Raw genomic sequence first — 26,102 nt, 5'->3', positions numbered from 1 at the left:
GCTAATTCGCACGAATTAGCCGCTTTTTTATTTTTGAGAACAAACTTCACTTATGTTTTAAGTTTATTTAGCTCGCTATCTTGTTGCGCTACCAATGCATTAAGCGCTTCATTACTATCGCCCGCTTGGGTAGATAAGTCAGCAAGCTGCGATGCGGCATCAGAAATAAGCGTAAGGTTACGGTTTATTTCTTCTGTTACTAGGCTTTGCTCCTCCGCTGCGGTGGCAATGTGGGTAATTTGATTTGTAATTTCATCCACTTTTACTACAACACTATGCAGCGCATCAAACGCTACTGAGGTTTCGTTTACTGCACTTTCAGCACGTATAACACCATTTTCAATAACGGTTGATGCGTTACCTACTTCTAACAATAAGCTATCAATCAGTTGGCTAATATCATCGGTAGATGAACGTGTTTTAGAAGCAAGTGCACGCACTTCATCGGCAACCACTGCAAAGCCTCGACCATGTTCGCCAGCTCGCGCAGCTTCAATGGCGGCATTAAGTGCAAGTAAGTTTGTTTGCTCTGAAATGGTTCTGATCACATCTAAAATTTGCGTAATATCTTTACTACGCGACGCCACTTTTTCAACCGCTTGGTTGGCTTCTTTTATTTCTTCAGACATGGTTTTAACTTGGCTCATAGCCGATGATAAGCTCGACTCACTACTTACCACTAAACCATTTATTTCATCCGCTTGTTGAGCAGATTGCTCAGAGGCTCTGGCAACTTCAAGTGCGGTGGCGCTCATTTCGTTCATGGCCGTTACTACGCTTTCAATTTCTTGAAATTGCGATTGCACGTTATGTTTTGTATCAATAGCAATATGCTGTGCTATTTCGCCTTGCTGCTTAGTTTGTGCTGAAACATCTTTAAGCTCTGCAATTAAGCCTCGCAGTTTAGCTAAAAAGGCATTAAAACCACCGGCAAGCGCTATTAGCTCTGCGTGGGTGTCAACATGCAGTGTATGCGTTAAGTCACCTTCTGAGCTGGCAAGGTTATCAACACGTTGTTGGATTTGCTCAAGCGGTGCAACCACGCTACCTACTACTATTTTCATAATAATAAAGGCAATTACAGCTATCACACCGCCCGTTATTAAAATAACTAAACCTAACTGGTTTGCCGAGTCGCTCATATTTTTAGCTAACGCATTAGGCCCCTCTAGTGCTAAATTACTTGGCACTTCAATAAGTAAGCTCCAATGAGTGTTAGCAAGTTTAATATTTATAGGGTAATTAACCAAGTATTCATCCGCTGTTTTTATTAACGTGTTCTGGCCTTTAGTATTAGCAAGTTCGCTGTAAGTATTGCTGCTAACAGCTTCTTTAAACGGACGGCCTAATTTAGATTTATAATGACTGCTGCCTACTATTAATCCCATATCACTTAACAATGTAACCTTGGCTTTACCATTATATAACTCACTAGAAAGCTGCTCTGTAAGGCCCTGAAAAGTTGGTAGTGTTAAATCAACACCCGCTAAACCAATAAAGCGGCCTGATTTAATAATTGGCACTGTTAATGAAGTAAGCATAACAGAATCGCCAGAGGGGATTTCGTAAAGGTACGGTTCCATAATACAAGGCTTAAGTGTATCTTTTGCACACAAGTACCAGTGGGCCTCGCGAATACCAAACTCGTTTAACGATGTTAAATATTTATCAGCGGCATTAGCTACTTTTTGTTGCTCAATATTGCCGTTTTGGTCGCGCGTTATATACACCTCTAACGTGCCATCGCCATTAACAGAGTGTTTAAAACCTTGCGTAAATTGCGCGTCTTGCCCATCAAATGCGTTAGCTTCAAACTGCGAATAAATAGACGATAAAAATTGATTTTTCTCTAAAATAGAGCGATTAATGCTCACCACAGTATCACGATTTAGCGTTTGAGTTTTAGCCGCATCACCAAGCAATGCAGCTAAAGAATTAGGTACTCGGTAAGCTTCATTTATAAACCCAGCTATTTTTTCACCGTAAGCAGCCGCATTTGCATTAAGCTTTTGCTCAACCTCAGCCACTATATAATTTTCAGATTCTTTTGCGAGCGCTTCACTGTTTGATGACATTTGCCACCACAATACGCCAGAGAGAACTAGCACTGTTAAAAATGTACTACCTACGGTTATCCACAATAACTTTTTTGCTAACGAGATTTCTTGCACTTAAATTACCCTTTAATTAAAACTACGGGTACAGTTTAGTAGATCTTAAAAATGAAGCTATTAAAATCGTTACACTAATAAAAAACTAATACAAACGTTTAGCTTTTATTTTTGATTAAAAAGGCCGTGGCTATAGAGGCCAAAATAAGCAAAATTACACTTACCCATAAACACGCTACAAAACCATAAACCTGAAATACCCACCCTGAAAGCACCGTGCCTAGTAAACGCCCCATTGCATTGGCCATATAATAAAAGCCAACATCAAGCGATACACCATCGCTTTTAGCAAAGCTGACAATTAAGTAACTATGCACTGAGGAGTTAACAGCAAATACACCGCCAAAAATAAGCAAACCTATAATCAGCGTGGCATGAACGGCCACCTCAAGTTGCATAAAAAGTGCTAATAGTGCTGTTACACCACTTAGCAGCAACACCCATAAATAGGCATGTTTAACGGTATCAACACTTGAGTTACTGGTGCCGGTAATACGCGGCGCTTGCGATTGCACGCCGCCATAACCAATAACCCAAAGCGCCATAAAGCCACTAACCCACCAAAAGTTCCAATTAAACTGCTGGGCTAAATAAATAGGTAAAGCCACTACAAACCACACATCACGCGCGGCAAACAAACATAATCGCGCTGCGCTTAATAAGTTTATTGCACGAGATTTAGAAAAAAGCTCTTTAGACTTGGGCTTATTTTTAGCCTTGCCCATGTCGCCTTTTAAAAATACAACGCTAATAATCCACGCAATAGTAAGTAGTAAAATAAGCGCCTTCAAAGCACCTACAAAACCCAATACCGTAAGGAGTAAACCACCTAAAAAGAAGCCGACCCCTTTTAACGCATTTTTTGAGCCTGTTAAAATAGCCACCCATTTATAAAGCTGGCCTTGTCCGCTTTCTCCCTCGGGCACTAAGTGTTTAATGGCGCTTTTGGCGCTCATTTTATTTAAATCTTTGGCTATGCCACTAAGCGCTTGTGCTGCCATAACATAAGCCACTGTGAGCCACTCACTTGGCGCGCATAACATGGCAAGGGCTATTATTTGCAGCGCCAAGCCAAAGTTCATGGTTTTATTAAGGCCTAAATGAGCCCCAAGCCAACCACCCACTAAATTGGTGATCACACCAAAAATTTCGTAAAACAAAAAAAGCATGGCAATGGCCAGTGCACCATACCCTAACTGATGAAAATGCAGCACCACCAGCATACGCAGTGCGCCATCGGTTAAGGTAAATGCCCAGTAATTACCGGTTATAATTAAATACTGTTTTATTGCTGTAGGTAAATTAGCGAGTTGCTCAAACATGGTTTACGCCCTTAAAACCTTTTAAATGGTTAAACCAAGTTGCTTTTAGCAACTTTAAGCATAAGCTCGGCGGTACGATTAGCGTAGCCCCATTCGTTATCGTACCAAGCGTATAATTTAAGCTGGGTATTATTTATAACCATGGTAGAAAGCGCATCAATAATGCTACTGCGTGGATCGGTTTTGTAATCTATCGATACCAGCGGTTTTTCTTCGTAACCTAATACACCTGCAAGCTCGTTTTTAGATGCTTGAGCAAACCATTCGTTAACCTCAGCGGCAGTTACACCACGCCCAAGCTCAAATACACAGTCGGTAATGGATGCGTTAGTTAAAGGTACGCGCACGGCATGGCCATTTAACTTACCTTTTAACTCAGGGAATATATGTGTAATAGCTGTTGCACTACCGGTTGTAGTAGGTATTAAACTTGTCCCGCACGAACGGGCGCGGCGTAAGTCTTTATGTGGCGCATCAATAATCGTTTGGGTATTGGTAATATCGTGAATAGTGGTCATTGAGCCGTGTTTAATGCCTACTTTTTCTTGTAGTACTTTTACAATGGGTGCTAAACAGTTAGTCGTACACGACGCCGCAGTCACAATTTTGTGCTCATCTGGGTTATATAAATTATCGTTAACCCCCATAACCACATTTAAAATGCCGTCTTCTTTTACTGGTGCGGTTACTACAACGCGCTTAACACCTTGTGCTAAATATTGCTTTAACAGCTCAGTGGTTTTCATTTTACCGCTGGCTTCTATTACTACATCGCAATCAGACCAATCGGTATCACTAATGGTTTTGTTATTGGTAACGGCAATAGTGTGTTTGCCCACACTAAAGCTATTTTCGTTTGCTGTAACGCTGTGTGCTAAGCGCCCATGCACTGAGTCAAACTCTAATAAATGAGCATGTGTTTTAGCATCGCCTGCAACATCGTTTACTTTAATAAATTCTACTTCTGGCCATTCTAATGCTGCGCGCAGTGTTAAACGTCCCATGCGGCCAAAGCCGTTAATACCTACTTTAATTGTCATAATAAATACCTTTAGTAAAGTTATATCAATTTGCTTAATTAACAGCAGCTTGCTGCACGCTCTGGGCGATTCCCCATAGCATTGAGTCGATTTAAATCATCGCTAAAAAACGCAGAATTTTCGTTTCGGGTTTGTGTTAGTACGCTAATAGCCCACTCAGGCAAGGCTTTGTTAATGCTGTAGTAAACCCATTGATTTTGCTTGCGGTCGCTTAATAAGCCACATTGCCTAAGCTGCGCTAAATGGCGCGACACTTTAGGTTGGCTAAGCTCAAGCGCGGCAACAAGCTCACACACACATAGCTCTTGCTCATGGCTAATTAATAACATGGCTTTTAAGCGCGTATCGTCGGCTAAGCATTTGTAAAATTGAAGTGGGTTGAGTTGTTCCATAGCATCCTCGTTTAGTTAGTGTGCATACAATAAAACAAAATGAGAATATATGAAATATTGAATATACGATTTTTCGTATATTTTTTAGAAGGGTTTAATTAATATGAACTTTGCTAAATTTCAGCACACAAAAAAGCCCAGTGGCAAACCACTGGGCTATTACAATGCTAAGTAATCAGTTAATTAAATAACCGAAAGCTCTACTTCAATGTTGCCGCGTGTAGCGTTTGAGTATGGGCATACTTGGTGTGCTTTATTTACAAGCTCTTGCGCTGCTGCTTTATCCATATCACCGAGCGATACTGCTAATTTAACTGCAATGCCAAAACCGCCTTCAATCGCGCCAATAGATACTTCAGAGTTAATATGCGTGTCACTTGGTAAATCAATTTTTTCGCTACCTGCTACAAATTTTAGTGCGCCAATAAAACACGCTGCGTAACCTGCTGCAAATAACTGCTCTGGGTTAGTGCCTTGTCCGTCGTCGCCACCTAGCCCTTTTGGGGTTGATAGGTTTACATCTAAACGGCCATCGTCAGATTTAGCTACACCTTCACGGCCACCGGTTGCAGTTGCTTTTGCTGTGTAGGCAACGTTTTGTAATACATTCATAGTGAACTCCAAAGTTTATCAATTAATTTAGTTTGCATGCAAAATAATAGGTCAAGTAATTAGAGATTGCAAATACTTTGCATGCAAATTAAAATGTTTTTTGAATTTAAGGTATTTAGGAGTTAGGTATGTCGTTTGAGCAATTAAAATTAAAAAATCAGCTGTGTCATAGGTTATATATGGCATCAAATAGTATTGCCCGCGCTTACCGTGAGCCTTTGGCTGCACTTAACTTAACGTATCCGCAGTATGTAGTAATGATGGCGCTGTGGGAGCAAGACGAAATAACCATCGCGCAGCTAATAGATAAAACCGCTATTGACGGCGGCGCTATGACCCAAATACTCAAAAAAATGACCGAAAAATCTCTGCTGGCTGTTATTAAAGACGAACACGATAAGCGTAAGCGCCTAATTCAGCTTACCCATCGTGGGCAAGCCCTTAAAAACGAAGCCGCTGATATTCCAAAAAATATATTATGTAAATTTGAAAGTGTAGATCCCACACAAGCCAAACAGCTTATGCAGCTGCTTGATTTAGTGGTAAACGATTTAAATACTAAAAGCGACGATGAATTAGCCAACTAACGCGATTATTTTTTGTTGAATAAACGCCCTAAATGCGGTGATCACTGGGGTCATTTGGCGTCGATCGGCGTACATCATATAAAGCGGTAGCGGATCGCTTTGCCACTCTGGGCATAAATGAACGAGCTCCCCACTTGCTAAATCGTCAATGACATCCAAGTACGACTTATACGCAATGCCTTTGCCCTCTAGTGCCCAGCGCCTAACCATTTCGCCATCGTTTACTATGTGTTGGCAATTTAGCTGCACTTTTTGCACCGCGCCATTTTTATAAAATCGCCACTCTTTAAACACTTCGCCAAAGCGCATAAACGTAATGGTAGTGTGCTGCGTTAAGTTAAGGGGATGTGTAAGCAATCCAGTTTTTGCTACGTACTCAGGAGAGGCCACTAAAATACGCGCATTATTTAAAAAAAGTGGCGCTGCAATTAACTGTGAATCTTTTGGTACGCCAAAGCGCAATGCAATATCTATCGATTGGCTATAAATGTCGCTTACTTCGTCACTTAAGTGCAATTTAAGTTTTACATGCGGGTATTGCGCTAAAAACTCATTAAGCCATTCGCTTAGTTTATTACGCCCTAAATCGCACGGGGCCGATACCTGTAGCGTCCCTGTTACTTCACCTACTGCAGTTTGTACTGCAGCTACCCCTTGTTGAATAAGCGAAAGGGAGTCTTTGGCGTAACTTAAAAACTGCTCCCCTGCCACACTTAAGCGTAAACTGCGGGTAGAGCGAATAAACAATACGTTCCCTAAGTCTTTTTCTAGGCGCTTAATAGCCGCACTTACCGCCGCTGGAGTTTGTGCGTTTTGCCTTGCGGCTTCAGAAATACTGGCGCAACTAGCTACATCTATAAAAGTTTGAATATCGTTAAATGATCGCATATTTTCAATAAAAATTTGAAAGTGCTTTAGTTTTTCATGTCTTTTTCTATTTTTCAACTGAGCTATAGTATTTACATATTAAAAAGTACTTAAAATCATCAGGAACGCGCATGAAAGCATTTGGCTACACAAAAAACACTAAAACGCTTACAGCAAGCTCTATACAAGCTATTGAACTTGATACCCCAACCGCCACCGGGCACGACTTACTTATTGAAGTAAATGCTATTTCGGTAAATCCTGTAGATACAAAAATACGTGCCAATGTAGCGCCAGAGCAAGGCTACAAGGTATTAGGTTGGGACGGCGTAGGCATAGTAAAAGCCGTTGGCGAGTCGGTTTCGTTATTTAATGTGGGGGATCGCGTATTTTACGCCGGCGATTTATCGCGCCAAGGCAGTAATGCGCAATTTCAATTAGTTGACGAGCGTATTGTAGGGCGTGCGCCTAAAACATTAACCGACGCACAAGCCGCAGCGCTGCCACTAACTAGTATTACCGCCTACGAAATGCTGTTTGATCGCCTGCAAGTGCCTAAAAATAAGAAAAATACTCAGCAATCTATTTTAGTTATTGGCGCCGCTGGTGGCGTTGGCTCTATTTTAATACAGCTTGCCAAACAGCTTACTGGGCTAAACGTAGTAGGTACTGCATCACGCGAGCAAAGCGTAACCTGGCTTAAAAAGTTAGGCGTCGATCATGTACTCGATCATTCTAAAAACTTAAACGAGCAGCGCAAAGAACTGGGTTTAGCTGAGTTTGATTACGTTATTGGCTTAACCCATACCGACCAATACCAAGACCAAATAGTGGAGTGTATTAAACCTCAAGGTAAATTTGCGCTAATAGACGACCCTGCATCGTTCGATATTTTAAAATTTAAGCGTAAGTGTATATCGGTGCATTGGGAGTTTATGTTTACCCGCTCGCTATTTACTACAGCTGATATAACAGCGCAGCACAACTTACTTAATGAAATTAGTGAGCTTATAGATTCAGGTATACTTAAAACCACGCTTGGGCAAAATTTAGGCCCAATAAACGCCGCTAATTTATATAAAGCGCACCAAATTTTAGAATCGCACACATCACGCGGTAAACTTGTTTTAGAAGGCTTTGAAGCATGAATCAAATTAAAAAAATACTTTTAGCAGCAGCCTGCAGCACCGTGTTTTTAACCAGCAGCACATTTGCTAATACCCAAAATACTAACACCAATTTAAACACAGTCGCCACATTCGACGCTCAGCACCCACCGGGTAACATTGCTATTACGCCATCGGGTCGTAAGTTTTTATCGGTGCATGGTTTTTACGGCCAAAAACAAAAAATTATGGAGCTATTAAGTGATGGCACCACCAAGCCCTACCCTAATGAAGAATGGGCATACGCGTATAAAAACGGCAAAGGCTTTTACGATGTACTTGGCATAAATGTATCAGCCGATGGCGTGTTATGGATGCTTGATACATCAGGCCCTGATCATGCTGGGCGTTTAGTAGGATGGGATACCAATAAAGAGCAGCTGCATAAAATAATTTACTTAGCTAAACCCACCATTACCGACACCTCGTTTTTAAACGATTTAGTCATCGATAATAAACACGGTGTTGTATACATCGCCGATACCGCACAAGGCAGCCAAGCCGCTATTATTACCGTAAATTTAAAAACAGGTGAGGCGCGCAGAGTATTACAAAATAGCCCATACACCACAGCCGAAAACATCGATATGGTCATTGAAGGGCGCACCATGAAACTAGGCGGCCAACCAGCTCGTTTAGGCGTAAACCCAATCACACTCGACCCAAGCGAACAGTGGCTTTACTTTGGCTCTATGTCTGGCACGTCGGTTTACCGTATTGCCACCAGCGATATTAACAATAAAAGCCTGAGTGCAAGCACCCTTGAGAGTAAAGTAACGCGTTACGGCACTAAACCCATTTCAGATGGTATTATTGTTGATGGCGGCGGCAATGTGTATGTTACCGACATAACCAACGGCGCAATTGGCGTAGTAAAACCAAGTGGTAAATACCAGGTATTATTTAAAGACGAGCGCTTAAGCTGGCCAGATGGCTTTAGTTATGGCGCCGATCATAAAATATATTTTACCGTAGATGAGCTACATCGCTCGCCAGTATTAAATGACGGTAAAAATGCCAGCCAAGGGAAATTTAGTGTGCTGTCGTTCGACCCGCTAGTAAAGGGTAAAGTAGGGCGCTAAATACAGCGTATAAACCATACGCCACGCACCCGCTGCGTGGCTTTTTGGTGCAACTTTTAAGCCTTTTAGCCCCAGCATGGTGCTAAGCGCTCAAATGTTATTTTTAGTGTTTTAATAAATACCTGATTTGTATTCATAAAATATTCAATTAACAGTTGGCATAATTCTTTCAAAGTAAAAATGTGTTCAGTGAAACTTTCAAGGAAAATACCATGGCTAACCTATACCACACCCTTTACCTTCTATGGCGTTTAGACATTAGCGTATGGCAGGTAAACGATCCGAGTAATACCCATACCACGTGCGACAAAGAGCGAGTTTACAGCCGATAAATTTCGTATTTATAGGCTTTGCAAGCGCGGCCATTGCGTTGTATTGTTAAGTAACTAAAAACAATATGATTGGAACGTGTATGCACGCCTTAGAAGTAAATTTTGATGGCTTAGTTGGCCCTACTCACAACTATGCGGGTTTATCGTATGGTAACGTTGCCTCGTTAAATAATGCGGCAAGTTTTTCAAACCCTCAAGAAGCAGTGTTACAGGGCCTTGAAAAAATGAAAGCCATGCACGACAAAGGCCTAACACAAGGTGTGTTTGCGCCCCACGCACGCCCCGATTTAAACGTACTACGTCGCTTAGGTTTTACCGGCAACGACTCGCAAGTTATTCATAAAGCATTTAAAGCAGACCCAATTTTATTGCGCGCGTGTTATTCGGCCTCTGCAATGTGGACCGCCAATGCAGCTACTGTTTCACCTTCGCCAGATACCCTCGATGGCAAAGTGCATTTTACCTCAGCTAATTTAAACAATAAGTTTCACCGCTCACTCGAGCCTGCTACAACTACCCGCTTACTAAAAGCCATGTTTAATAACGATAGCTATTTTGCACACCACACGCATTTACCCGATCAGGGCTTTTTTGGCGACGAAGGCGCGGCTAACCATACCCGACTTTGCGACAGCCACGGCGAGCAAGGCCTAGAAATGTTTGTATTTGGTGCAAGTGCCTTTAACAGCCAACTACCAAAACCGGCTAAGTTTCCTGCAAGGCAAACACTAGAAGCCTCAGAAGCCATTTGCCGATTACATAATTTAAAAGAATCGAGCCAAATTTTACTGCAGCAAAAGCCAGATGTTATAGATCAAGGCGTGTTTCATAACGATGTAATTGCAGTAGGTAACGCAAACGTACTGCTTTGCCACCAGCAAGCATTTTTAAACCAACAAGATGCCCTGCAAGAAATTCGCGATGCCTACACCGGCAGCAAACAGCTATACATAATTGAAGTACCTACCGATAAAGTAAGCATTAGCGATGCAGTAAGCAGTTACTTATTTAATAGCCAATTAGTAAGCCTAGAAGATGGCTCAATGCTATTAGTCGCGCCACAAGAGTGCCAACGTAATAGCGCTGTAAACGCCTACATTGAAGAAATGATTTTAGCGGATAACCCAGTAAACCAAGTGCAGTTTTTTGACTTGCGCCAAAGTATGCAAAATGGAGGCGGCCCTGCCTGCTTACGTTTACGTGTAGCCCTTAACCAACAAGAGCTAAGCGCAGTAAACCCTGAGGTTATTTTAACCGATACTAAATACACTCAGCTTTGTGACTGGGCAAAGCGTAACTACCGCGATAAGCTAGGCGCAAGCGACTTTGCCGATTCAGCCCTACTTACAGAAAGCTACCAAGCACTGGATGAACTAACCCAACTGCTTAATTTAGGTTCAGTGTACGACTTTCAATTAGAAGGTTAATACCTCGTCAGTAAAACTAATGCAAAAATAGCGAGCCGAAGCTCGCTATTTTTATTTGGCTTATGCTAATACATATTTAAGCACCTTTTTTAACATCAGCCACGCGCTTTACCGTTAAACAGTACGATAAGTTCGTCAATACCAGCGTATATTCAACACGTTTGTACTGTTGCTTGCTGCCGGTTTAATTGCAAGTAGCTTAAAAACCACATTACCAAGCCGCCTAAAAACAACGCAGCTGCAACATAACCCGTTTGATTAGGTGCTGCACCTTGTGCGATGACAGCCCCGCCAACCCAAGGGCCAATAGCATTTGCGGTGTTAAATGCGCATTGTACTAATGCACCTATCATTGCATGGCCCTCTGGGGCGACATCCATTAATAAAGATTGAATAAGTGTTGCCAAACCCACACTGCAACCAATTAAAAATATAACCGTATACAGCAACCAAATATTGTAACTTGCGCTAACGTAGGCAATGGCAAATACAATGGTGCACACCAGTGCAAGGCCGGTGGTTTTAATGGCAGATTTATCAGCCGCTTTACCTAATAGGTAATTACCTAACGTACAGCCAATACCAAACATCACCATGGCGATAAAAATAGTGTAAGGGGCTGTTTTAGTTACATCTAAAATTGTGTCGGCAATGTATGTATAAATACAAAAAACGCCACCAAAGCCAATAATAACAATCCCTAAAATAGACCACACCAGTTTATTTTTTAGTACGCCAAACTCGTTAAGTAAGTTAGATGGTTTTGCGTTATCAATATTTGGCACTACTTTGTATACAAATATAAACGCAATAAACGCTAAAACGGCAGCGCCCCCTAAGCAATACCGCCAGCTTAGGTTTTGCCCCACCAAGGTAATAATAGGCACGCCAACAATGGTTGCAATGGTCAAGCCCATAAATACTTTTGACATAAAGCTTGCCCGTTTACCCGAAGGAGCGATATCGGAGGCAAGCAAAATAGCAGCACCAAAATAGGCGCCGTGAGGTAAGCCACTTAAAAAACGAAAAACAACAAGCTGCTCTAGTGAGGTTGCTAATGCACTCAAACCATTAGCAATACACATTAAGCTTAAAAAAATCAGCAAAGCTTTGCGTTTTCGCATGTTGGCCGTTGTAAGCATTAATACCGGTGCGCCAACTACAACGCCAATCGCATAGGCGCTAATAGCATAGCCACTTTGCGAAGGGGTTGAGCCAAACGTTTCACTGATCAGCGGCAGCATAGGCATCATTGAAAACTCTGATAATCCTAAAATAAATGTACCTAGTGCTAACACTAATAAAATAGCCGCTTTGTTTAACTGATTAGATGCCGATGCAACATCTGCACTCATAGAAGATCCCTCAACTTTGATTTTAAAATAGCGAATAGCCAAACTCTAACCATGCGCAATTGCGGTCGTAGTATGGCTATTTAAAGTGGAAAACGGGTGGCGTCAGTTATAAAAAAATTTTTAAAACTGCACGCTTATTTTACAAATACCTTATAGCCATAAGCAGGTACAGATAGCTGAGTGTCTGCATTTATAACTGTGGCCTTATTTGAAAAATATTCGGTGTATTCACCTAATTGAATTGTTTCATTAAAAGAGACACTTTGCGCTTTATCTGAAAAATTAATGACTACAAATACTTTGTCTTCAGCTTTTTGGCGAGCAAAAGAAAAAATAGCCTTACTGTTGTTATTAGGCACAGGAATCATTTTACCACCCCAATTACCGTTCCAAAGCGCCTGATTTTTATGCTTTAGTTTAAATAATTGTTTGTATAAATCACCCACCGGGTGCGCCTTCCAAGTGATCTCATCTTTTTCAAAAAATGCCAGTGGCCTGTCCAACCCAGCTTCTTGGCCACTGTAAATAAGTGGCATTCCCTCTGCTGTTACTGTTAATACAATACCCGCATTTAAGTATTTGCCATGGCGCGCAAACATAGACTCCTCCCACGAATTTTTATCGTGGTTATCAACAAAGTTCATTTTAATAGCATTATCAGGCCAAGCACTTAACGCATGCGCAAAGTGAGAATACACTGTTGATGCATCGCCATTCCCTTTATTTACATCTACTAATGTATCGTGAAGCTCCCATGCATAGGTCATATCAAACGCTTTTTTATGTAAATCTCTTGCATCCCATTCTGCAAGCATAAAAACAGGTTTTATTTTATCGAGCTCAAAGCGAACAGTGTCCCAAAAGTTGGTAGGAATAAACCCAGCCACGTCTGCACGATAACCATCAATGTTTGCTTCTTTAACCCAATAAATTAATGAGTCAGTCATGTATTTGCGCAGCTGTGGGTTTTCGTAATCAAAATCAATAATATCGGTCCAATCCCACCATGGGGTAGGCTGAAAACTTCCGTTGTGATCTTTTGTGTACCACTCGGGGTTGCTTATTGTGAGGGGGTTATCCCACGCAGAATGATTAGCCACCCAATCAAGTATGACGTACATGCCAAGTTCATGTGCTTGCTCAACTAGCGACTTAAACTCATCCATAGTGCCAAACTCTGGGTTAACGGCTTGGTAATCCTTTACAGCGTAGTAACTGCCTCGTTCACCTTTGCGATTTTTTTCACCTATGGGTTGAATTGGCATTAACCACAGTATATCTACGCCTAAGTCTTTTAATCGAGGTAAGTGCGAGGCAAACGCGTTAAAAGTACCTTCGGGCGTATACTGACGAATGTTAACCTCATAAATAGTGGCATTTTTACTCCACTGAGGATGAGTTAACTCTACATACGGTTGGGGTTCATAAGTATGCAATTTATCTTGCGGTTGCACGGTATTGCATCCGTTTAAAAATAGCAACGAAACAAAAAAAGTAAAAGCATACGCTTTATTTAATATTATATTTTTAAGTACCATTAATGATCTCTGTTGAGTAAAAGTGGCACTATTGTCGAGTATTTAAAAACGAGAACAACCGCCTAAAAACAAAATCACTGTTTACATATAAAAACAATAACTGATAATGTTTTTATATAAACCACATAAGCACTATTATGAAATTAGATGATGTACGCCTATTTGCTGAAGTAGTTAAGCAAGGTAGTTACTCAAAAGCAGCGCTTAGTTTAGGCGTTTCGAAGGGGTATTTATCAAAACAAATAAAGCAACTAGAAGCCCAGCTAGAAAAACAACTATTAGTGAGAAATACGCGCACTATGCGACTAACATCTGCTGGAGAAGTTCTTTTTGAACAATCGAGTAAATTAACCCGGTTTTGGTCCGATACTCAAACGTTGTTAAATAACAACGAAGACTCAATAGCAGGTGAAGTAAAATGTACAGCGCCCGTAGGGCTTGCTCAATATAGCTTATGGCCTATTTTATCTGACGTTATGAATAAGCATAACGGCCTTTCTATTTGTCTTGACACCGGAAACCCTACTCACAACCTAATTGCTGATGATTACGATTTTGCAGTCAGAATATGTAACGCCCCACCTGAAGATATGATTGCCAAAAAAATAGGCCAAGTAAAATACGTATGCTGTGCTTCACCCGAGTTTATTGCACTAAATAACTCCCCTGTTACACCTGAGCAGTTAATAGACTTTCCATGCTTAGTACTCTCGCATTGGAGAGAATGGACATTTTATAAAGAGCAATTAGCTATAAATATTCAGTTACAAGGTAAATTAATGTCATCAGACAACGAGGTGTTAAAAAAAGCGTGCCTAGCACATAAAGGTATAGCGCGTTTACCTCGTTATATGGTGCAAAAAGAGCTAGAAAAAGGGACTCTAGTCAGTTTGTTTAATAGCTACCAAATAGAGACAAAAGATGTATATATTTTATACCCTCAAATAAGCAGCCGACCCAAACGTATAAAGTGCGTTATTGACGCTATTATTGAAGCAACCGAGTTAATTTAACCTAGTATGTATATAAGTCGCTAGGTGATCTTTTATATACCACACTAGGTAAAAACGATTAAAAATCAGCTAATTAAAAAGTGTCACCATTTTTAAATTAAGCAACTTTATGCCTAAAGCCCCCTAATAGTGAGCGCTGAAAATTCAACCTAAAAATATAAACAGCCTCTTCATTCAACCCCTGTTAACCCAGTACTGTTACAGTGAACAGCACGTATTAGATAAAGCGTTCTTATCATTTTGAATATGTAAACATAGGAGAAATAATCATGGCGAAAGAAAAAGTAGTCCTCATTACAGGTGCCTCAAGTGGCATTGGTGAAGCAACGGCCAAAACATTGGTTAATAACGGTCACAAAGTCATTCTTACCGCCAGAAGTGAAGATAAATTAGCTAAACTAGTTGAGTCATTAGGTGAAGATAACGCACTGAGTGTACCTGCAGATGCCACCGACTTTACCGAGCTTGAAAATGTAGTAACAAAAGGGCTCGAAAAATTTGGCCGACTAGATGCCGCATTTGCCAATGCAGGTATGGGCGTTTCAACCGCAGGCACCGAAAAAGGCGACCCCGATGAATGGTCAACCATGATAGACATAAACATTAAAGCCCTACTTTGGACCGCAAAAGCAACCTTGCCCCATTTACGCCAAAACAAAGGTCATTTTATATTAACCAGCTCAGCTGCTGGCCGTAAGCCAATTAAAGGCTCTATTTATGGTGCAACTAAATGGTTTGCTTACGGGTTTGGCCAAAACTTAGCTGAGGAAATGAGCGAGTGGAATGGCCGCTGCACAACCATAGCCCCTGGCATGGTAAACACCCCATTTTTTGATGAAGCTAAGCCCGACAAACTCGACCCGCAAGATGTAGCCGATGCCGTACTGTTTGCCATAGAAGCAAACCAGCGCAACAACGTACGCGAGATTTATTTAATGCCAACTAACTAACGTTGATTGGTTGAGTTTGAGCTGTCAGGTTTAATGCCAATGACATTAAACCTGATGGTTGCTAATTCTAAATACTGGCTGGATAGAATGAAGAATTTAAGATGGGTGTCTTGTTTATTTGCGTGTTTATTTATCTTGTTTATTTAGTAATGGTAACGGCACGAGATAACTGTAATTGCTGTATCATCCACGGCATATACCAAACGATTTGTATCATCTATTCTGCGAGACCAAAAGCCTGAAAGATTTTCTTTAAGGGGTTCCGGTTTTCCAATCCCATCAAATGGAGAACGCTTAACATCGACAATTAGCTTATTTATACGTTTCAAGGTTTTCTTATCTTGAGTCTGCCAGTAGACGTAACTATTCCAAGCTTCATCAGTCCATGATAATAACCTGTTACTCATCAATAAGTTCTCGTGGAGTCGTTTTGCCCGCTTTATACTGCGCAATTGAACGGTTTAAATGTTCAGCGTTCGCTGGAGAGCGAAGTAAATGAACAGTTTCCATAAGGCTGTTGTAGTAATCTAATGACATTACAACCGCATCTTCAGTGTCACGACGAGTTATTACTGTCGTATCTGCATCATTAATTACATTATCCAAAACGGTTTTTAGACTATTTCGGGCTTCGGTAAAAGAGACTATTCTCATTTCGCACCTCACTTGTACATTATATAGGACAAGTTTAGCTGGAAAATTATTACATGTACAGGATGCTGTGCATTACTTTGTCGTGGTAGCAAATTTCTAAATAAAGCGCACAGACATACGGGCTAAAACAAAGGCACTCTATATTAACTAGCCCAGCTGCTGGATAGAATGAAAATTTAAGATGGCTGTCTAGTTTATTAGTATATTATCTAAGTGAGGCGTACAGACATACGATCTAAAATTCGAGCCGGCTGCAATGTGCACGTGCTATTATCCTTGTGCGCAGCTTAATATGAACTAGCTCAAAATTAATATGATTGTTAGCAGTTTATAACAACAACGTCTGCATCTTTAAAAATCTCTCTTGCATACTCAAAAATGGGCTTCGCTAAACGATCGCTTGGTGTCCAAATATCAACAGCATTATCACTCGCATTGAAAAAACTAACATAATTACCAGCTAACTGGATTTTAGTAACCGAAGACTTAGGAATAGTTTTCCCGTACTTTTTATTAAATCTAGCAACGGGGAGGTGAGAAATGAACACTTGCTCCCCCATGTCTACCAACACTTTTTCGGGATTATAATGCCTAGACCCATAACTAAAATACAAAGATGTTACGCAAACAAAAAAGCAAATTAATAAAAACCATTCCATACACTACTCCTTGAACTGTTAAAATCTAGTCTACGACATTTGCCGTATTACAAAACAAAAATATTTAAATATTACAAAAACTTACTATGACCAAAAAATATTCAAATGTATACAATTAGTTAGCTTCGCCTTACCTAAATGCAGGAGGAAATTAAAATAGGTGTCTAGTTTGCTTATATTTTGTTTAAGTGCCCAAAACTTAGCTGAGGAAATGAGCGAGTGGAATGGCCGCTGTACCATCATAGCGCCAGGTATGGTAAACCCCCATTTGTTGATGAAGCTAAACCTGACAAACCCGACCCGCAAGATGTAGCCGACGCGGTATTGTTTGCAATAGAAGCAAACCAGCGTAACAACGTGCGCGAGATTTATTTAATGTCAATGGTGTTAAACCTGACGGTTATTTGTATTTTTAGGTTAGATTTTAATAGCGTAAAGTTGAACACTGCATAATTAAAGATCAGATTAGCTGCTTACTTCTACACGCCAAGGTGGATTAACTCTATTAACACCCGCCCAATATAGCTTAATTTTATGACCTGACGGATCATGCAGTACGGCCTCTCGCCATAAATAACTCTGGTCTGTAGGTTCTTGTATAAACACAAAACCTTTAACTTTTAAAGCCTCAACCAGTTCATCTAATTGTTCATGTTCAAAATATATTACCGTGCCACAATCAAACTCACCTCGATCTAAAGACAATGAGAAAGTTGAATCCCCATCCGGGCATTCAAAGCGAGCATAATGCGGGGTATTTACAATTTGAGTAAAACCTAAGTCGCGATAAAATTTAGTCGAAATTTCCATATCTGTAACGGGTAATGTAATTTGATTTAAGTTCATTGAACTTCCCTGTAAAAATTAAAGGTGGCAAGTATGCCAGTTGTTTAGGCACTGCCATGTAATATTTTGCTTTTATACAAACAAAAGCCTGAAGCTTAGCCTATCAAAGTGAACACTATAAGTGGTTAATAGGTTAATGGGTTTTATTATGGATCACTCACTACAACGTACTCTCCATTAGGATATGACGGCTGCCTACCTGACACCATAAGCGCTGCAATAGTAAAGCGTCTGATCCAATGAGTTACTAAAGCATCGCCACTGTTTTATGGTTAAGGTGTACTGTTTAACTGCCTTTTTGTGATATTGGCCCAGCTCAAACACACCAAACCCAAGCTTCTCGACAACACTAATTGATCCCGTATTTTCAGGCTCCACAATCGCAATTATTTCTGGAATATTTAAGTTAGTGAAAGCATATTCTAGAACTGCACAAACAGCTTCAGTGGCATAGCCTTTATTCCAATGCTCTCTGCCAAGTCTATATCCTAAATTAACGACTAGCTTATCATTATATGTTTCTTTATTAAGGCCTGAAAAACCAAGCAACTTGTTATTATTTTTATCAATTATTGCCCAAGGCCCGAAGTCATATTCTTCATAGCTTTTTTGACACCATTGGACAAAATTTGATGTTGCGATTTCATCCATAACGCCATTTAAAGAATACAACATAACCTCAGGATCAGATAAAATTAGCGATAAAGGTTTAATATCGTTACTAGTTAATGGGCGAAGTAAAAGTCTTTTAGTTTCTAGCAAATTTAATCAAGTCCTTATAATTAATATGACACCCACTTTATTTAATCTGTTAAAGTGGGTGTCATATTTAATTTCTTTAATTTTATAACGCATACATCCATTAACCCTTAACCTTGTAACTCATTATTTTTTATAAAAGTCATAAACCATGCCTATTGAAACCTCAGTATTTTTATTTCATATTAGCTGAACTATTTTTCAATTATTAGGCTGTTATGTCACTTTTAAAATTTAGCCAAGCACTTATATTTACCCTTGCGAGTACCCTACCGCTTACAAGCCACGCGGCGCTTAATAAAAATGAGCGTGAAATAGTAAAGCAGGTTGAGCAAAATATTCCTCAAGCGCTTAAAGAAATAAAACAAGCGGTAAACATTAATAGCGGCTCACTGAATATTGAAGGCGTAAAAAAGGTAGGCGCGCTGGCAAGCGAGCAATTAAAAGCGATTGGTTTTAAGGTTGAGTGGTTAGATGGCAGCGCGTTTAATCGTGCAGGGCATGTGTTAGCAACTCATGTGAGTAAAAACCCCGATGCAATAAAAATACTGATGATCGGCCATCTTGATACGGTGTTTGCCAAACACGATAACTTTACGACCTATAAACAAATTGATGAACACACCGCGAGCGGCCCAGGGGTAGCCGATATGAAAGGCGGCAACACTATAATAATTACCGCGCTTAAAAGCTTACAAGCCCTTAATTTGCTTGAAAACGTAAGCATAAAAGTACTGCTTACCGGCGATGAGGAAAGCAGCGGTCGCCCACTTAGCTTATCTAAGCAAGCTATTGTTGATGGCGCAACTTGGGCTGACGTAGCGCTTGGTTTTGAGAACGGTGATAACAATATTAAAACCGCTATGGCGGCGCGCCGTGGCTATACCGGCTGGACGCTAAATGTAACGGCCAATGCTGCACATTCGTCGCAAATATTTAGTGACAATGTGGGCTATGGCGCTATTTACGAGGCGTCGCGTATTTTAAATAACTTTAGAGTGCAACTTGCCACGCAACCTAATTTAACCTTTAACCCTGGGCTTATTGTAGGCGGCACTGATGCACAGTACGACAGTGCTAACTCGTCAGCCACGGCATATGGTAAAAGTAATGTAATTGCACAAACCGTGCATGTGGCGGGTGATTTACGTGCGCTTTCGCCAAAGCAGGTAGAGGGCGCTAAAAAAGTGATGCAACAAATAGTGACTAAAAGCTTAAATGGCAGCCAAGCCGAGCTTATTTTTGAAGACGGTTACCCACCAATGGGGCTCACCGAGGGCAATAAAAAGCTGCTTGCACTGTATAGCCAAGCAAGCCAAGACTTAGGTTATAACAAAGTGGTGGCTGCAAACCCTCGTAATGCCGGCGCTGCTGATATTTCGTTTGCTGCAAATCATGTTGATATGGCGCTTGATGGCCTTGGCCTAATGGGCAGTGGCGCACATACTAAAAACGAAACCGCCGATTTAACCTCTCTGAATAAAAACACAGCTAAAACAGCGCTGCTTATATACAGATTAGGGCAGATGTAAAAATGTTTAAAACGAGTGCTGTTACTTTTGCACTCGTTTTAAAATACATTTATTAAAAAATGTTAATCACGACATTATTTTATACAGTAATTCTCGCACTGTGGCGGGTTCAAACGGCTTATCACAAATAGCATCAACACCCGCTTGGGCAATATTAGCTAGGTGGGTGTCATTTGCCTCTGAGCTCACCATTAAAATAGGAATATGCGAGTAAGCGTTTGAGCCACGCACTGTTTCCGTTAGTTCGCGGCCGTCCATTTCTGGCATGTTGTAGTCGGTAACAATTAAATCAAACGACTGCTCGCTAAGGTGCTCGATTGCTTCTTTACCGTTTTCGGCTTCTACTGGCTCAGGAATACCCATGCCAGCAAGTACGCGTATGATGTGTTTACGTGCAAAGCGGCTGTCATCTACTACAAGCACACGAAGTAGCGTTACATCAAAAAGTTCAAGCTCTACTTCTTCTTCGCTTATTATATCGAGGGTTGCTTTAAGTGCGCGAGTAATGGCTTTTGCGCTAAAAGGCTTAGGTAAAATAGCCAACACGCCCGATTGGCGTAATTGCTCAAGGTATTTTTTATTACGCTCGCTCGATATAAGCATAAAAGGTTGATGCTCTGTGGCAGGATTAAGTCTTATTTTTTGCAACAATGAGTCGGCTGTACCGTCAGATAAGTACATTGAACTAATCACTAAATCTGGGTGGTAGCTTTCAAGCATCGATAGAACTTGTTCTTGAGTAGCCGCTGTTACAACTTGCTTAACCCCACTTTCTACAAGCGATTTTATTATTATTTTTTGCTGAACCTCTGAAGGTTCTACAAGTAAAATGGACAAATTTGCTATTGCAGTTAAGTCGCTCATTCAAGTCTCTTTGGTATTGTTATAATCAGGATAATAATAACATTATTGACTCGTTAATATTATATAAAGAGATTGTAATATTTGAGAAAACATTAGCAATCCCCTTAAAATATAGCACTTATTAATTAGATTGAATGTAATCTAACGCATTCATTTTTTTATACGTGACGTTAGCGTGCAAAATATGTGCAGGTTCAGGGTCAACTACTTCAACGGGTATATCGTAATTTCGTGCAATTTCAATTGCCATTTGCGTGATATTGACACTAAATGAAGTGCCCATAAATACAATTTTATCGGCATTGAGCATACGCTGCTGCGCTTCTGTTATTCTGTAAAGCTCGGTGTAGTATTCATCAAATAACAAAACAAAGGGCTTAAATGAATGATTTAGCTCAGGCATTTGGTTTTGAATATTAAATAGCTCAAAAAGAGAGTCATGCAGGCGGCTTTCGTCTACGCTATCCCACGGGGTCATAAGCGGTTTAACTGCTTCGCCTTGCTCATGAAATAATGTCATTTGATCGAGCCTGCCGTGTATAGCAATGTAATTTTTGTTACCTGCTTTGCCATCAAGGCCATCTATATTTTGGGTAATTAAATTTTTATCGCTAAGCCAATGGTGAACGTCATTAGGGCCGTGATTCCGATAGGCTGCAAAACGGTTGTAATACCAAGCTAAAAACTCGCGTGGATTATTTTGATACATAGCTCGCGTGGCCATTTCCATGGGGGTATAATTTTTACTGCCTATAGTCCAAAAGCCATCTTCCCCTCTAAATGTAGGTATGCCACTGGCTGCGCTTACCCCTGCGCCGGTAATATAAAGCGTATTCACTGTGTTACCTCGTACCCTAATACATCACTTATTACTTGCTGTTGGTTGTTCATTCCGCCAATACGATATAAAAACCCATTGTGCTCAAGTAAGCCACGGTGATCCATACTGCCAACAGCTACATTAGGTAATACTTGCCACGAGTTTTGCTTTATATTAAAACGCCACACATGGCTGCTCGCCGGAGCGGGCTTTTTATTGTAACCAATACCGTTGTAGTTATACGGGTTATTAGAGCCACCCAGCATGTAAATATTGCCATTGTAACTAGTCGCAGCCATACGGTAATGCGACTCACCTGTAGGGTGTGGCAAAGTACGCCAATCTATTTTTAGCGGATTGCTTGCATTAATAGTGCCTTTTAAACACTGCGCAACGCCTGCAAACGAGCGACGTGAATCTGGGTTAGCCTGGGTTTTAACCCCATCGCAAATAACTATAGTATTACCACTAATGGCTGCTGCTTGGCCAAAAACAGGTTCTCCTAAAAACGGTGAGGCCTGTTGCCATGTGTCAGTTTGGGTATCGTATACTTGTACTAAATTTACATTGCCATCGTTATGCCAACCGCTAATAAGGTATATGTAGCGCTCTTTGTAACTTAGCGCTACGCTGTCATCAACTGGTACTGGCATACTTGCAAGGTGTTTGTATGTATTGCTTTTTATATCAAAGCGGTAAACATCGGGGCTTGAAATTTCAGTATGATCGCTATCTACCGTATAACCACCAAATATATAAGCGTATTCACCTAAGCCCACAGCAGTACTCGCTAAACGCCCTTTTAAGGGTAAGCTTGAAGGTACGCTTGCTTGCTGCTGCCATGCACTCTCACCTAATTTAAGTGAAAACACCTTGTTGTGTACATCGGTATGCTGTTTGCTTTTACCCAGCCCCATAAAACTTAAAAAGTAGCGTTGGTTTTGTACTGTAACCTTAGCTACGGCATTGTTTGCAACGGGTTCGGGTAAAGCAGGAAGGCTTGCTAACACAACAGAGAAAAGAAGGCTCATAAAAACAAGTAATATAAAAGTGACTAATGCACTTAGGGTAATTTATTTTACCTTTATGAACCAGTAATCATCAGGTTATTTAAGTAATCTCACTGGGTTTACCTACAGCAATACAAATACTATCGATTAATAAGCATATTAATGTAAGTGCTATATATGGCATAAATAAATCGTTTTTACCTAATAAGTGTAAATAAATCATTAAACTGTATTAATGCGAGTTCATAGCAACCGCTCTTTATTCCATTGCTTAACTTGTACCTTTTTTATACAAATGTGCTGTATATTAAGGTAAACAAAGCAATAACTTAATTCTTTAGGTTTACCCTTTTCTTATTAGTTAATTCAAAATGATTTGTTTTGAATTAATAATAAAGTGTACTTTTATAGACATAAAGTATGTTAATATTTTGTGGCGTAAAATGTTTTACAAAAACATACCTTGTTTTTGATTTTTGAACCGTGTGGAGAAAACCTAGGTGAAAGTACCTCAAACGTTGTTGTTCTCAATTCTTATTGTTTCACCAATGCTCGTTGCAGACCCATTAAACGACGATGACTTAGACCTTGATGCGTTAATGGGAATGGATGTGCAGGCCACCTCTGCAATGAAACGAGCACAATCGGCCTTTAATACAGCCTCGTCTATTTACGTACTAAGCAAAGAGCAAATTGAAAGTTCGGGAGCCACCTCTATTCCTGAGGCGTTAAAAATGGTGCCAGGGCTTGCCGTAAGACAGCTTGATAACAATCAATGGGCTATTTCTGCCCGCGGTGTTGCTTCTCGTTATTCAAGCAAATTACTGGTAATGATAGATGGGCAAAGCTTATATACGCCGAAATTCGCCGCTGTATACTGGGAGTCATTACATGTGCCCTTATACGACATTGAGCGCATTGAAGTTATTCGAGGTCAGGGTGGGTTGTTATGGGGTAATAATGCAAATAACGGCGTTATTAATATCATTACTAAAAACAGCATAGATACACGCAACACATACGCTAAAGCAATTACAGGTAATCAAATTAATGCTGATATAAGCCTTCGCCGTGGCGGCGATATTTCAGATATTGGTAGTTACAGGGGCTATTACAATACTAAAAATACTGCACCTTCTAAAAAAGGCAGTCGCATTAAACCGAATGACTTTACTAAGCAACATTCCGGTGGCTTTAGAGCCGATTTTACGCCCAGCGATGAGTGGTCAATACTCTTCCAGGGGGATCATACTCACACGCAGCACGGTCAAAACCTTACTGGCGTTTTAGATTCGTCGAATCGTAGCCAGCAGTTTCCAACAACCGCTGACAGGCGCGACACGCGCTTAATGACCCGTATTGAGCATCGCCTTTCTGAGAATGCAAATCAAATGTTGCAAATGTCGTGGCTTAAACAGCAAGGCGATCAGCCCTATATAAATGAAGATTTTGAATCGATTGATATTGATTATCAAATGAACTTTATTGCCGGTGCATTACAGGTAGATTGGGGCCTAAATTATCGCTTTAATAATATTTCTTTCCAAGATAGTATTTTTATTAATAGCGATAAAGACTTGGATAATCTTTATCAATACGGTGCCATGCTACAAGCACAATACAGTGTTATACCTGATACGTTAAACCTCATTGTTGGTACAAAAATAGAGCATAACGATTTAACCGGCTGGGAAAACCAACCTTTAGTTCGTTTTACCTATCAACCAAATCACGATCACTTAGCTTGGGGCTCAATTTCTCGAAGTGTCCGTATTCCTACCCTGATTGAATATAATGATAACTTTAGAGTCAATGGCCAAAAAATTTCAGACGTCATTGGTATGCAATCGGGCGTACCCGAAATAGATGAATACCATATAGCCACATTTTTAAATGGTAACGATAAAGTAAAAGCTGAAAACTATACCTCCTACGAGCTAGGTTACCGTGTATCTAAGGCTGACTGGTCTTTAGATGTTTCTGCGTTTAATACGCAAGCAGATGATGTTGCCGTAATTAGCTTAAACCCTCACGTAGAACAATTTATACCTGCATTAAATTTTTACCTTTTAGGGCAAATACCTCAAGTGTTTGCGGCATTGCAAAGAACAAGCTTAGACTACGACTTTGTCTCGCTCGGTGAAACCACCACCACCGGCGGTGATTTGTTATTTTCGATACAACTAATAGACGATTTAAGCAGCGAAATTGGCTACAGCTACACTAAAATAGATTATGATTTACCTAATGCAACGCGCCCCACTATTGGCTACGACTCGATAAACAGGCAGTTATTTACAAAACTCAACTATCATCTAAATGAACAGCATACTGTTTTTGCTACATTAAGAGCCGAAAACTCAAGCACCTATAATACAGATAACTACACGGCGGTAGACCTTACATGGAGCTGGAAAATAAACAACAACTGGGCCACAGCCGTATCAGGCAAAAACTTATTTGCAGGCGCCCATATTGAATACGGCAATACTCGCGAAACATTTACGGTTCCTAATTACATAGACGAGTGTGTCACGTTTTCTGTTAGCGCAACATTTTAAGAGAGCCAATGCTTAAGCTTTTAAATCGACTGCTTTACCTATTTTTATGCCTTGGGCTTTGTACAAGCCCAAGCGCCTTTGCTGTGCAAAAAGAATATGTACTTAAAGCAGGCTTTTTATATAACTTTGCCCGATTAGGCCAATGGCAATCAGCTAAAGAAAACACGCCCGATTTTTTAATCTGTAGTCCCGATAGCCAATTTATAGCCATAGCCAATGCCGCTTTAGAAAATCGCAAAGTGCATAATCGCTACCTACGTAATAAATACACCCCCCTTAAGAGAACCGTACTTGAGGACTGTGATATAGTCTTTATTACCGATAATACCTACAAATTATGGTTAGAGGCTCACTCTGCCCTTGAGTTAAAAAATACAATGGTAGTTGGCGAAACCGATGGCTTTATAGCCGCAAATGGACATATTCGATTTTTTCTATCAAGTAGTAAGGTACGCTTTGAAGTTGCCCCTAACAAGCTCAAAAAAGCAGGCATTACTATGAGCTCAAAAGTGCTTCGCCTAGCTCGTGTAGTTGAGGGGTAAA

The 26,102-nt window shown here is 40.5% G+C and carries 25 protein-coding genes and 1 pseudogene; 10 read left to right on the top strand and 16 right to left on the bottom strand.

Annotation, left to right across the window (positions count from 1 at the left end; all coding sequences use genetic code 11):
* Positions 1-50 precede the first annotated feature (50 nt).
* From CWC17_RS06460 to CWC17_RS06440, 5 genes are all read right to left on the bottom strand, one after another.
* On the bottom strand, positions 51-2,171 hold the full coding sequence (locus CWC17_RS06460) for a methyl-accepting chemotaxis protein (protein ID WP_138612392.1): 2,121 nt from the start codon (positions 2,169-2,171) through the stop codon (positions 51-53).
* Positions 2,172-2,269: 98 nt separating this feature from the next.
* Entirely contained in the window at positions 2,270-3,493 is a 1,224-nt protein-coding gene (arsJ, locus tag CWC17_RS06455) for an organoarsenical effux MFS transporter ArsJ (protein ID WP_138612391.1), read from the bottom strand.
* A 29-nt stretch (positions 3,494-3,522) separates the two neighbouring features.
* The gene (locus CWC17_RS06450; protein WP_138612390.1) at positions 3,523-4,533 is read right to left on the bottom strand and encodes an ArsJ-associated glyceraldehyde-3-phosphate dehydrogenase; all 1,011 of its coding nucleotides are present in this window, start codon (positions 4,531-4,533) and stop codon (positions 3,523-3,525) included.
* A gap of 38 nt (positions 4,534-4,571) precedes the next feature.
* Positions 4,572-4,925 carry a metalloregulator ArsR/SmtB family transcription factor gene (locus CWC17_RS06445; protein ID WP_138541766.1) on the bottom strand — a complete coding sequence of 118 codons (354 nt, stop codon included), beginning with the start codon at positions 4,923-4,925 and terminating at the stop codon, positions 4,572-4,574.
* 183 nt (positions 4,926-5,108) lie between these two features.
* Positions 5,109-5,537: an organic hydroperoxide resistance protein gene (locus tag CWC17_RS06440; protein WP_138612389.1), complete on the bottom strand. Its 429-nt coding sequence runs from the start codon at positions 5,535-5,537 to the stop codon at positions 5,109-5,111.
* A 128-nt stretch (positions 5,538-5,665) separates the two neighbouring features.
* Here CWC17_RS06440 and CWC17_RS06435 point away from each other — a divergent pair, with 128 nt between their 5' ends.
* Complete coding sequence (locus CWC17_RS06435; RefSeq protein WP_138612388.1) at positions 5,666-6,124, top strand: MarR family winged helix-turn-helix transcriptional regulator; 459 nt, start codon at positions 5,666-5,668, stop codon at positions 6,122-6,124.
* Here the strand turns inward: CWC17_RS06435 and CWC17_RS06430 are convergent.
* Positions 6,113-7,012, bottom strand: a complete 900-nt coding sequence (locus tag CWC17_RS06430) for a LysR family transcriptional regulator (RefSeq protein ID WP_249935898.1) — start codon at positions 7,010-7,012, stop codon at positions 6,113-6,115. The two genes, CWC17_RS06435 and CWC17_RS06430, sit on opposite strands and share 12 nt — an antisense overlap.
* Before the next feature lie 110 nt (positions 7,013-7,122).
* Between CWC17_RS06430 and CWC17_RS06425 the strand changes: the two genes are divergently transcribed.
* The 3 genes from CWC17_RS06425 (at position 7,123) to astB (ending at position 10,998) form a co-directional block, all read left to right on the top strand.
* Entirely contained in the window at positions 7,123-8,139 is a 1,017-nt protein-coding gene (locus tag CWC17_RS06425) for a zinc-binding alcohol dehydrogenase family protein (RefSeq protein WP_138612386.1), read from the top strand.
* Complete coding sequence (locus CWC17_RS06420) at positions 8,136-9,239, top strand: L-dopachrome tautomerase-related protein (protein WP_138612385.1); 1,104 nt, start codon at positions 8,136-8,138, stop codon at positions 9,237-9,239. The genes CWC17_RS06425 and CWC17_RS06420 overlap by 4 nt, the downstream gene beginning before the upstream one ends.
* Before the next feature lie 412 nt (positions 9,240-9,651).
* Entirely contained in the window at positions 9,652-10,998 is a 1,347-nt protein-coding gene (gene astB, locus CWC17_RS06415; RefSeq protein ID WP_138612384.1) for an N-succinylarginine dihydrolase, read from the top strand.
* Positions 10,999-11,150: 152 nt separating this feature from the next.
* On the opposite strand, the gene CWC17_RS06410 is transcribed toward astB, so the two are convergent.
* Entirely contained in the window at positions 11,151-12,353 is a 1,203-nt protein-coding gene (locus CWC17_RS06410) for an MFS transporter (protein ID WP_138612383.1), read from the bottom strand.
* 134 nt (positions 12,354-12,487) lie between these two features.
* Positions 12,488-13,807: an alpha-amylase family glycosyl hydrolase gene (locus tag CWC17_RS06405; protein ID WP_249935897.1), complete on the bottom strand. Its 1,320-nt coding sequence runs from the start codon at positions 13,805-13,807 to the stop codon at positions 12,488-12,490.
* Positions 13,808-14,028: 221 nt separating this feature from the next.
* On the opposite strand from CWC17_RS06405, the gene CWC17_RS06400 reads away from it, so the two are divergent.
* Together CWC17_RS06400 and CWC17_RS06395 are read left to right on the top strand one after the other, a co-directional pair.
* A complete protein-coding gene (locus CWC17_RS06400; protein ID WP_138612381.1) occupies positions 14,029-14,904 on the top strand; it encodes a LysR family transcriptional regulator in 876 nt (291 codons plus the stop codon).
* A 269-nt stretch (positions 14,905-15,173) separates the two neighbouring features.
* Positions 15,174-15,854 carry an SDR family oxidoreductase gene (locus CWC17_RS06395; protein WP_138612380.1) on the top strand — a complete coding sequence of 227 codons (681 nt, stop codon included), beginning with the start codon at positions 15,174-15,176 and terminating at the stop codon, positions 15,852-15,854.
* A gap of 143 nt (positions 15,855-15,997) precedes the next feature.
* On the opposite strand, the gene CWC17_RS06390 is transcribed toward CWC17_RS06395, so the two are convergent.
* From CWC17_RS06390 to CWC17_RS06380, 3 genes are all read right to left on the bottom strand, one after another.
* A complete protein-coding gene (locus CWC17_RS06390) occupies positions 15,998-16,261 on the bottom strand; it encodes a Txe/YoeB family addiction module toxin (RefSeq protein ID WP_004587014.1) in 264 nt (87 codons plus the stop codon).
* On the bottom strand, positions 16,254-16,508 hold the full coding sequence (locus tag CWC17_RS06385; protein ID WP_055016076.1) for a type II toxin-antitoxin system Phd/YefM family antitoxin: 255 nt from the start codon (positions 16,506-16,508) through the stop codon (positions 16,254-16,256). The genes CWC17_RS06390 and CWC17_RS06385 overlap by 8 nt, the downstream gene beginning before the upstream one ends.
* 320 nt (positions 16,509-16,828) lie before the next feature.
* Positions 16,829-17,167, bottom strand: coding sequence for a hypothetical protein (locus CWC17_RS06380; protein ID WP_138612379.1), 339 nt, complete (start codon positions 17,165-17,167; stop codon positions 16,829-16,831).
* 193 nt (positions 17,168-17,360) lie between these two features.
* Here CWC17_RS06380 and CWC17_RS06375 point away from each other — a divergent pair.
* Positions 17,361-17,545 (top strand): annotated as a pseudogene (locus tag CWC17_RS06375) (short-chain dehydrogenase); the annotation flags it as partial.
* 87 nt (positions 17,546-17,632) lie between these two features.
* Here CWC17_RS06375 and CWC17_RS06370 read toward each other — a convergent pair.
* Together CWC17_RS06370 and CWC17_RS06365 are read right to left on the bottom strand one after the other, a co-directional pair.
* Positions 17,633-18,013, bottom strand: coding sequence for a VOC family protein (locus CWC17_RS06370; RefSeq protein ID WP_138612378.1), 381 nt, complete (start codon positions 18,011-18,013; stop codon positions 17,633-17,635).
* A gap of 195 nt (positions 18,014-18,208) precedes the next feature.
* Complete coding sequence (locus tag CWC17_RS06365; RefSeq protein ID WP_138612377.1) at positions 18,209-18,775, bottom strand: GNAT family N-acetyltransferase; 567 nt, start codon at positions 18,773-18,775, stop codon at positions 18,209-18,211.
* A 215-nt stretch (positions 18,776-18,990) separates the two neighbouring features.
* Between CWC17_RS06365 and CWC17_RS06360 the strand changes: the two genes are divergently transcribed.
* Positions 18,991-20,304 carry a M20/M25/M40 family metallo-hydrolase gene (locus CWC17_RS06360; protein ID WP_138612376.1) on the top strand — a complete coding sequence of 438 codons (1,314 nt, stop codon included), beginning with the start codon at positions 18,991-18,993 and terminating at the stop codon, positions 20,302-20,304.
* Between the two features lie 66 nt (positions 20,305-20,370).
* On the opposite strand, the gene CWC17_RS06355 is transcribed toward CWC17_RS06360, so the two are convergent.
* The 3 genes from CWC17_RS06355 to CWC17_RS06345 form a co-directional block, all read right to left on the bottom strand.
* On the bottom strand, positions 20,371-21,168 hold the full coding sequence (locus CWC17_RS06355) for a response regulator (RefSeq protein ID WP_138612375.1): 798 nt from the start codon (positions 21,166-21,168) through the stop codon (positions 20,371-20,373).
* A gap of 121 nt (positions 21,169-21,289) precedes the next feature.
* Positions 21,290-22,006 (bottom strand): SIR2 family NAD-dependent protein deacylase, encoded by a 717-nt coding sequence (locus tag CWC17_RS06350; protein WP_138542373.1) that lies wholly within the window; start codon positions 22,004-22,006, stop codon positions 21,290-21,292.
* Entirely contained in the window at positions 22,003-23,019 is a 1,017-nt protein-coding gene (locus tag CWC17_RS06345) for a Kelch repeat-containing protein (protein WP_138542374.1), read from the bottom strand. The genes CWC17_RS06350 and CWC17_RS06345 overlap by 4 nt, the downstream gene beginning before the upstream one ends.
* 479 nt (positions 23,020-23,498) lie before the next feature.
* On the opposite strand from CWC17_RS06345, the gene CWC17_RS06340 reads away from it, so the two are divergent.
* Both CWC17_RS06340 and CWC17_RS06335 read left to right on the top strand, forming a co-directional pair.
* The gene (locus CWC17_RS06340; protein WP_138542375.1) at positions 23,499-25,559 is read left to right on the top strand and encodes a TonB-dependent receptor plug domain-containing protein; all 2,061 of its coding nucleotides are present in this window, start codon (positions 23,499-23,501) and stop codon (positions 25,557-25,559) included.
* 8 nt (positions 25,560-25,567) lie between these two features.
* The gene (locus tag CWC17_RS06335) at positions 25,568-26,101 is read left to right on the top strand and encodes a YfiR family protein (protein WP_138542376.1); all 534 of its coding nucleotides are present in this window, start codon (positions 25,568-25,570) and stop codon (positions 26,099-26,101) included.
* The last annotated feature ends 1 nt before the right edge of the window (position 26,102 follow it).

The sequence above is a fragment of the Pseudoalteromonas sp. S3785 genome (assembly GCF_005887365.1).
Classification (GTDB): Bacteria; Pseudomonadota; Gammaproteobacteria; order Enterobacterales; family Alteromonadaceae; genus Pseudoalteromonas.
The sequence above is the reverse complement of the archived record's forward strand: the minus strand, read 5'-3'. Positions and strand labels throughout refer to the sequence as shown.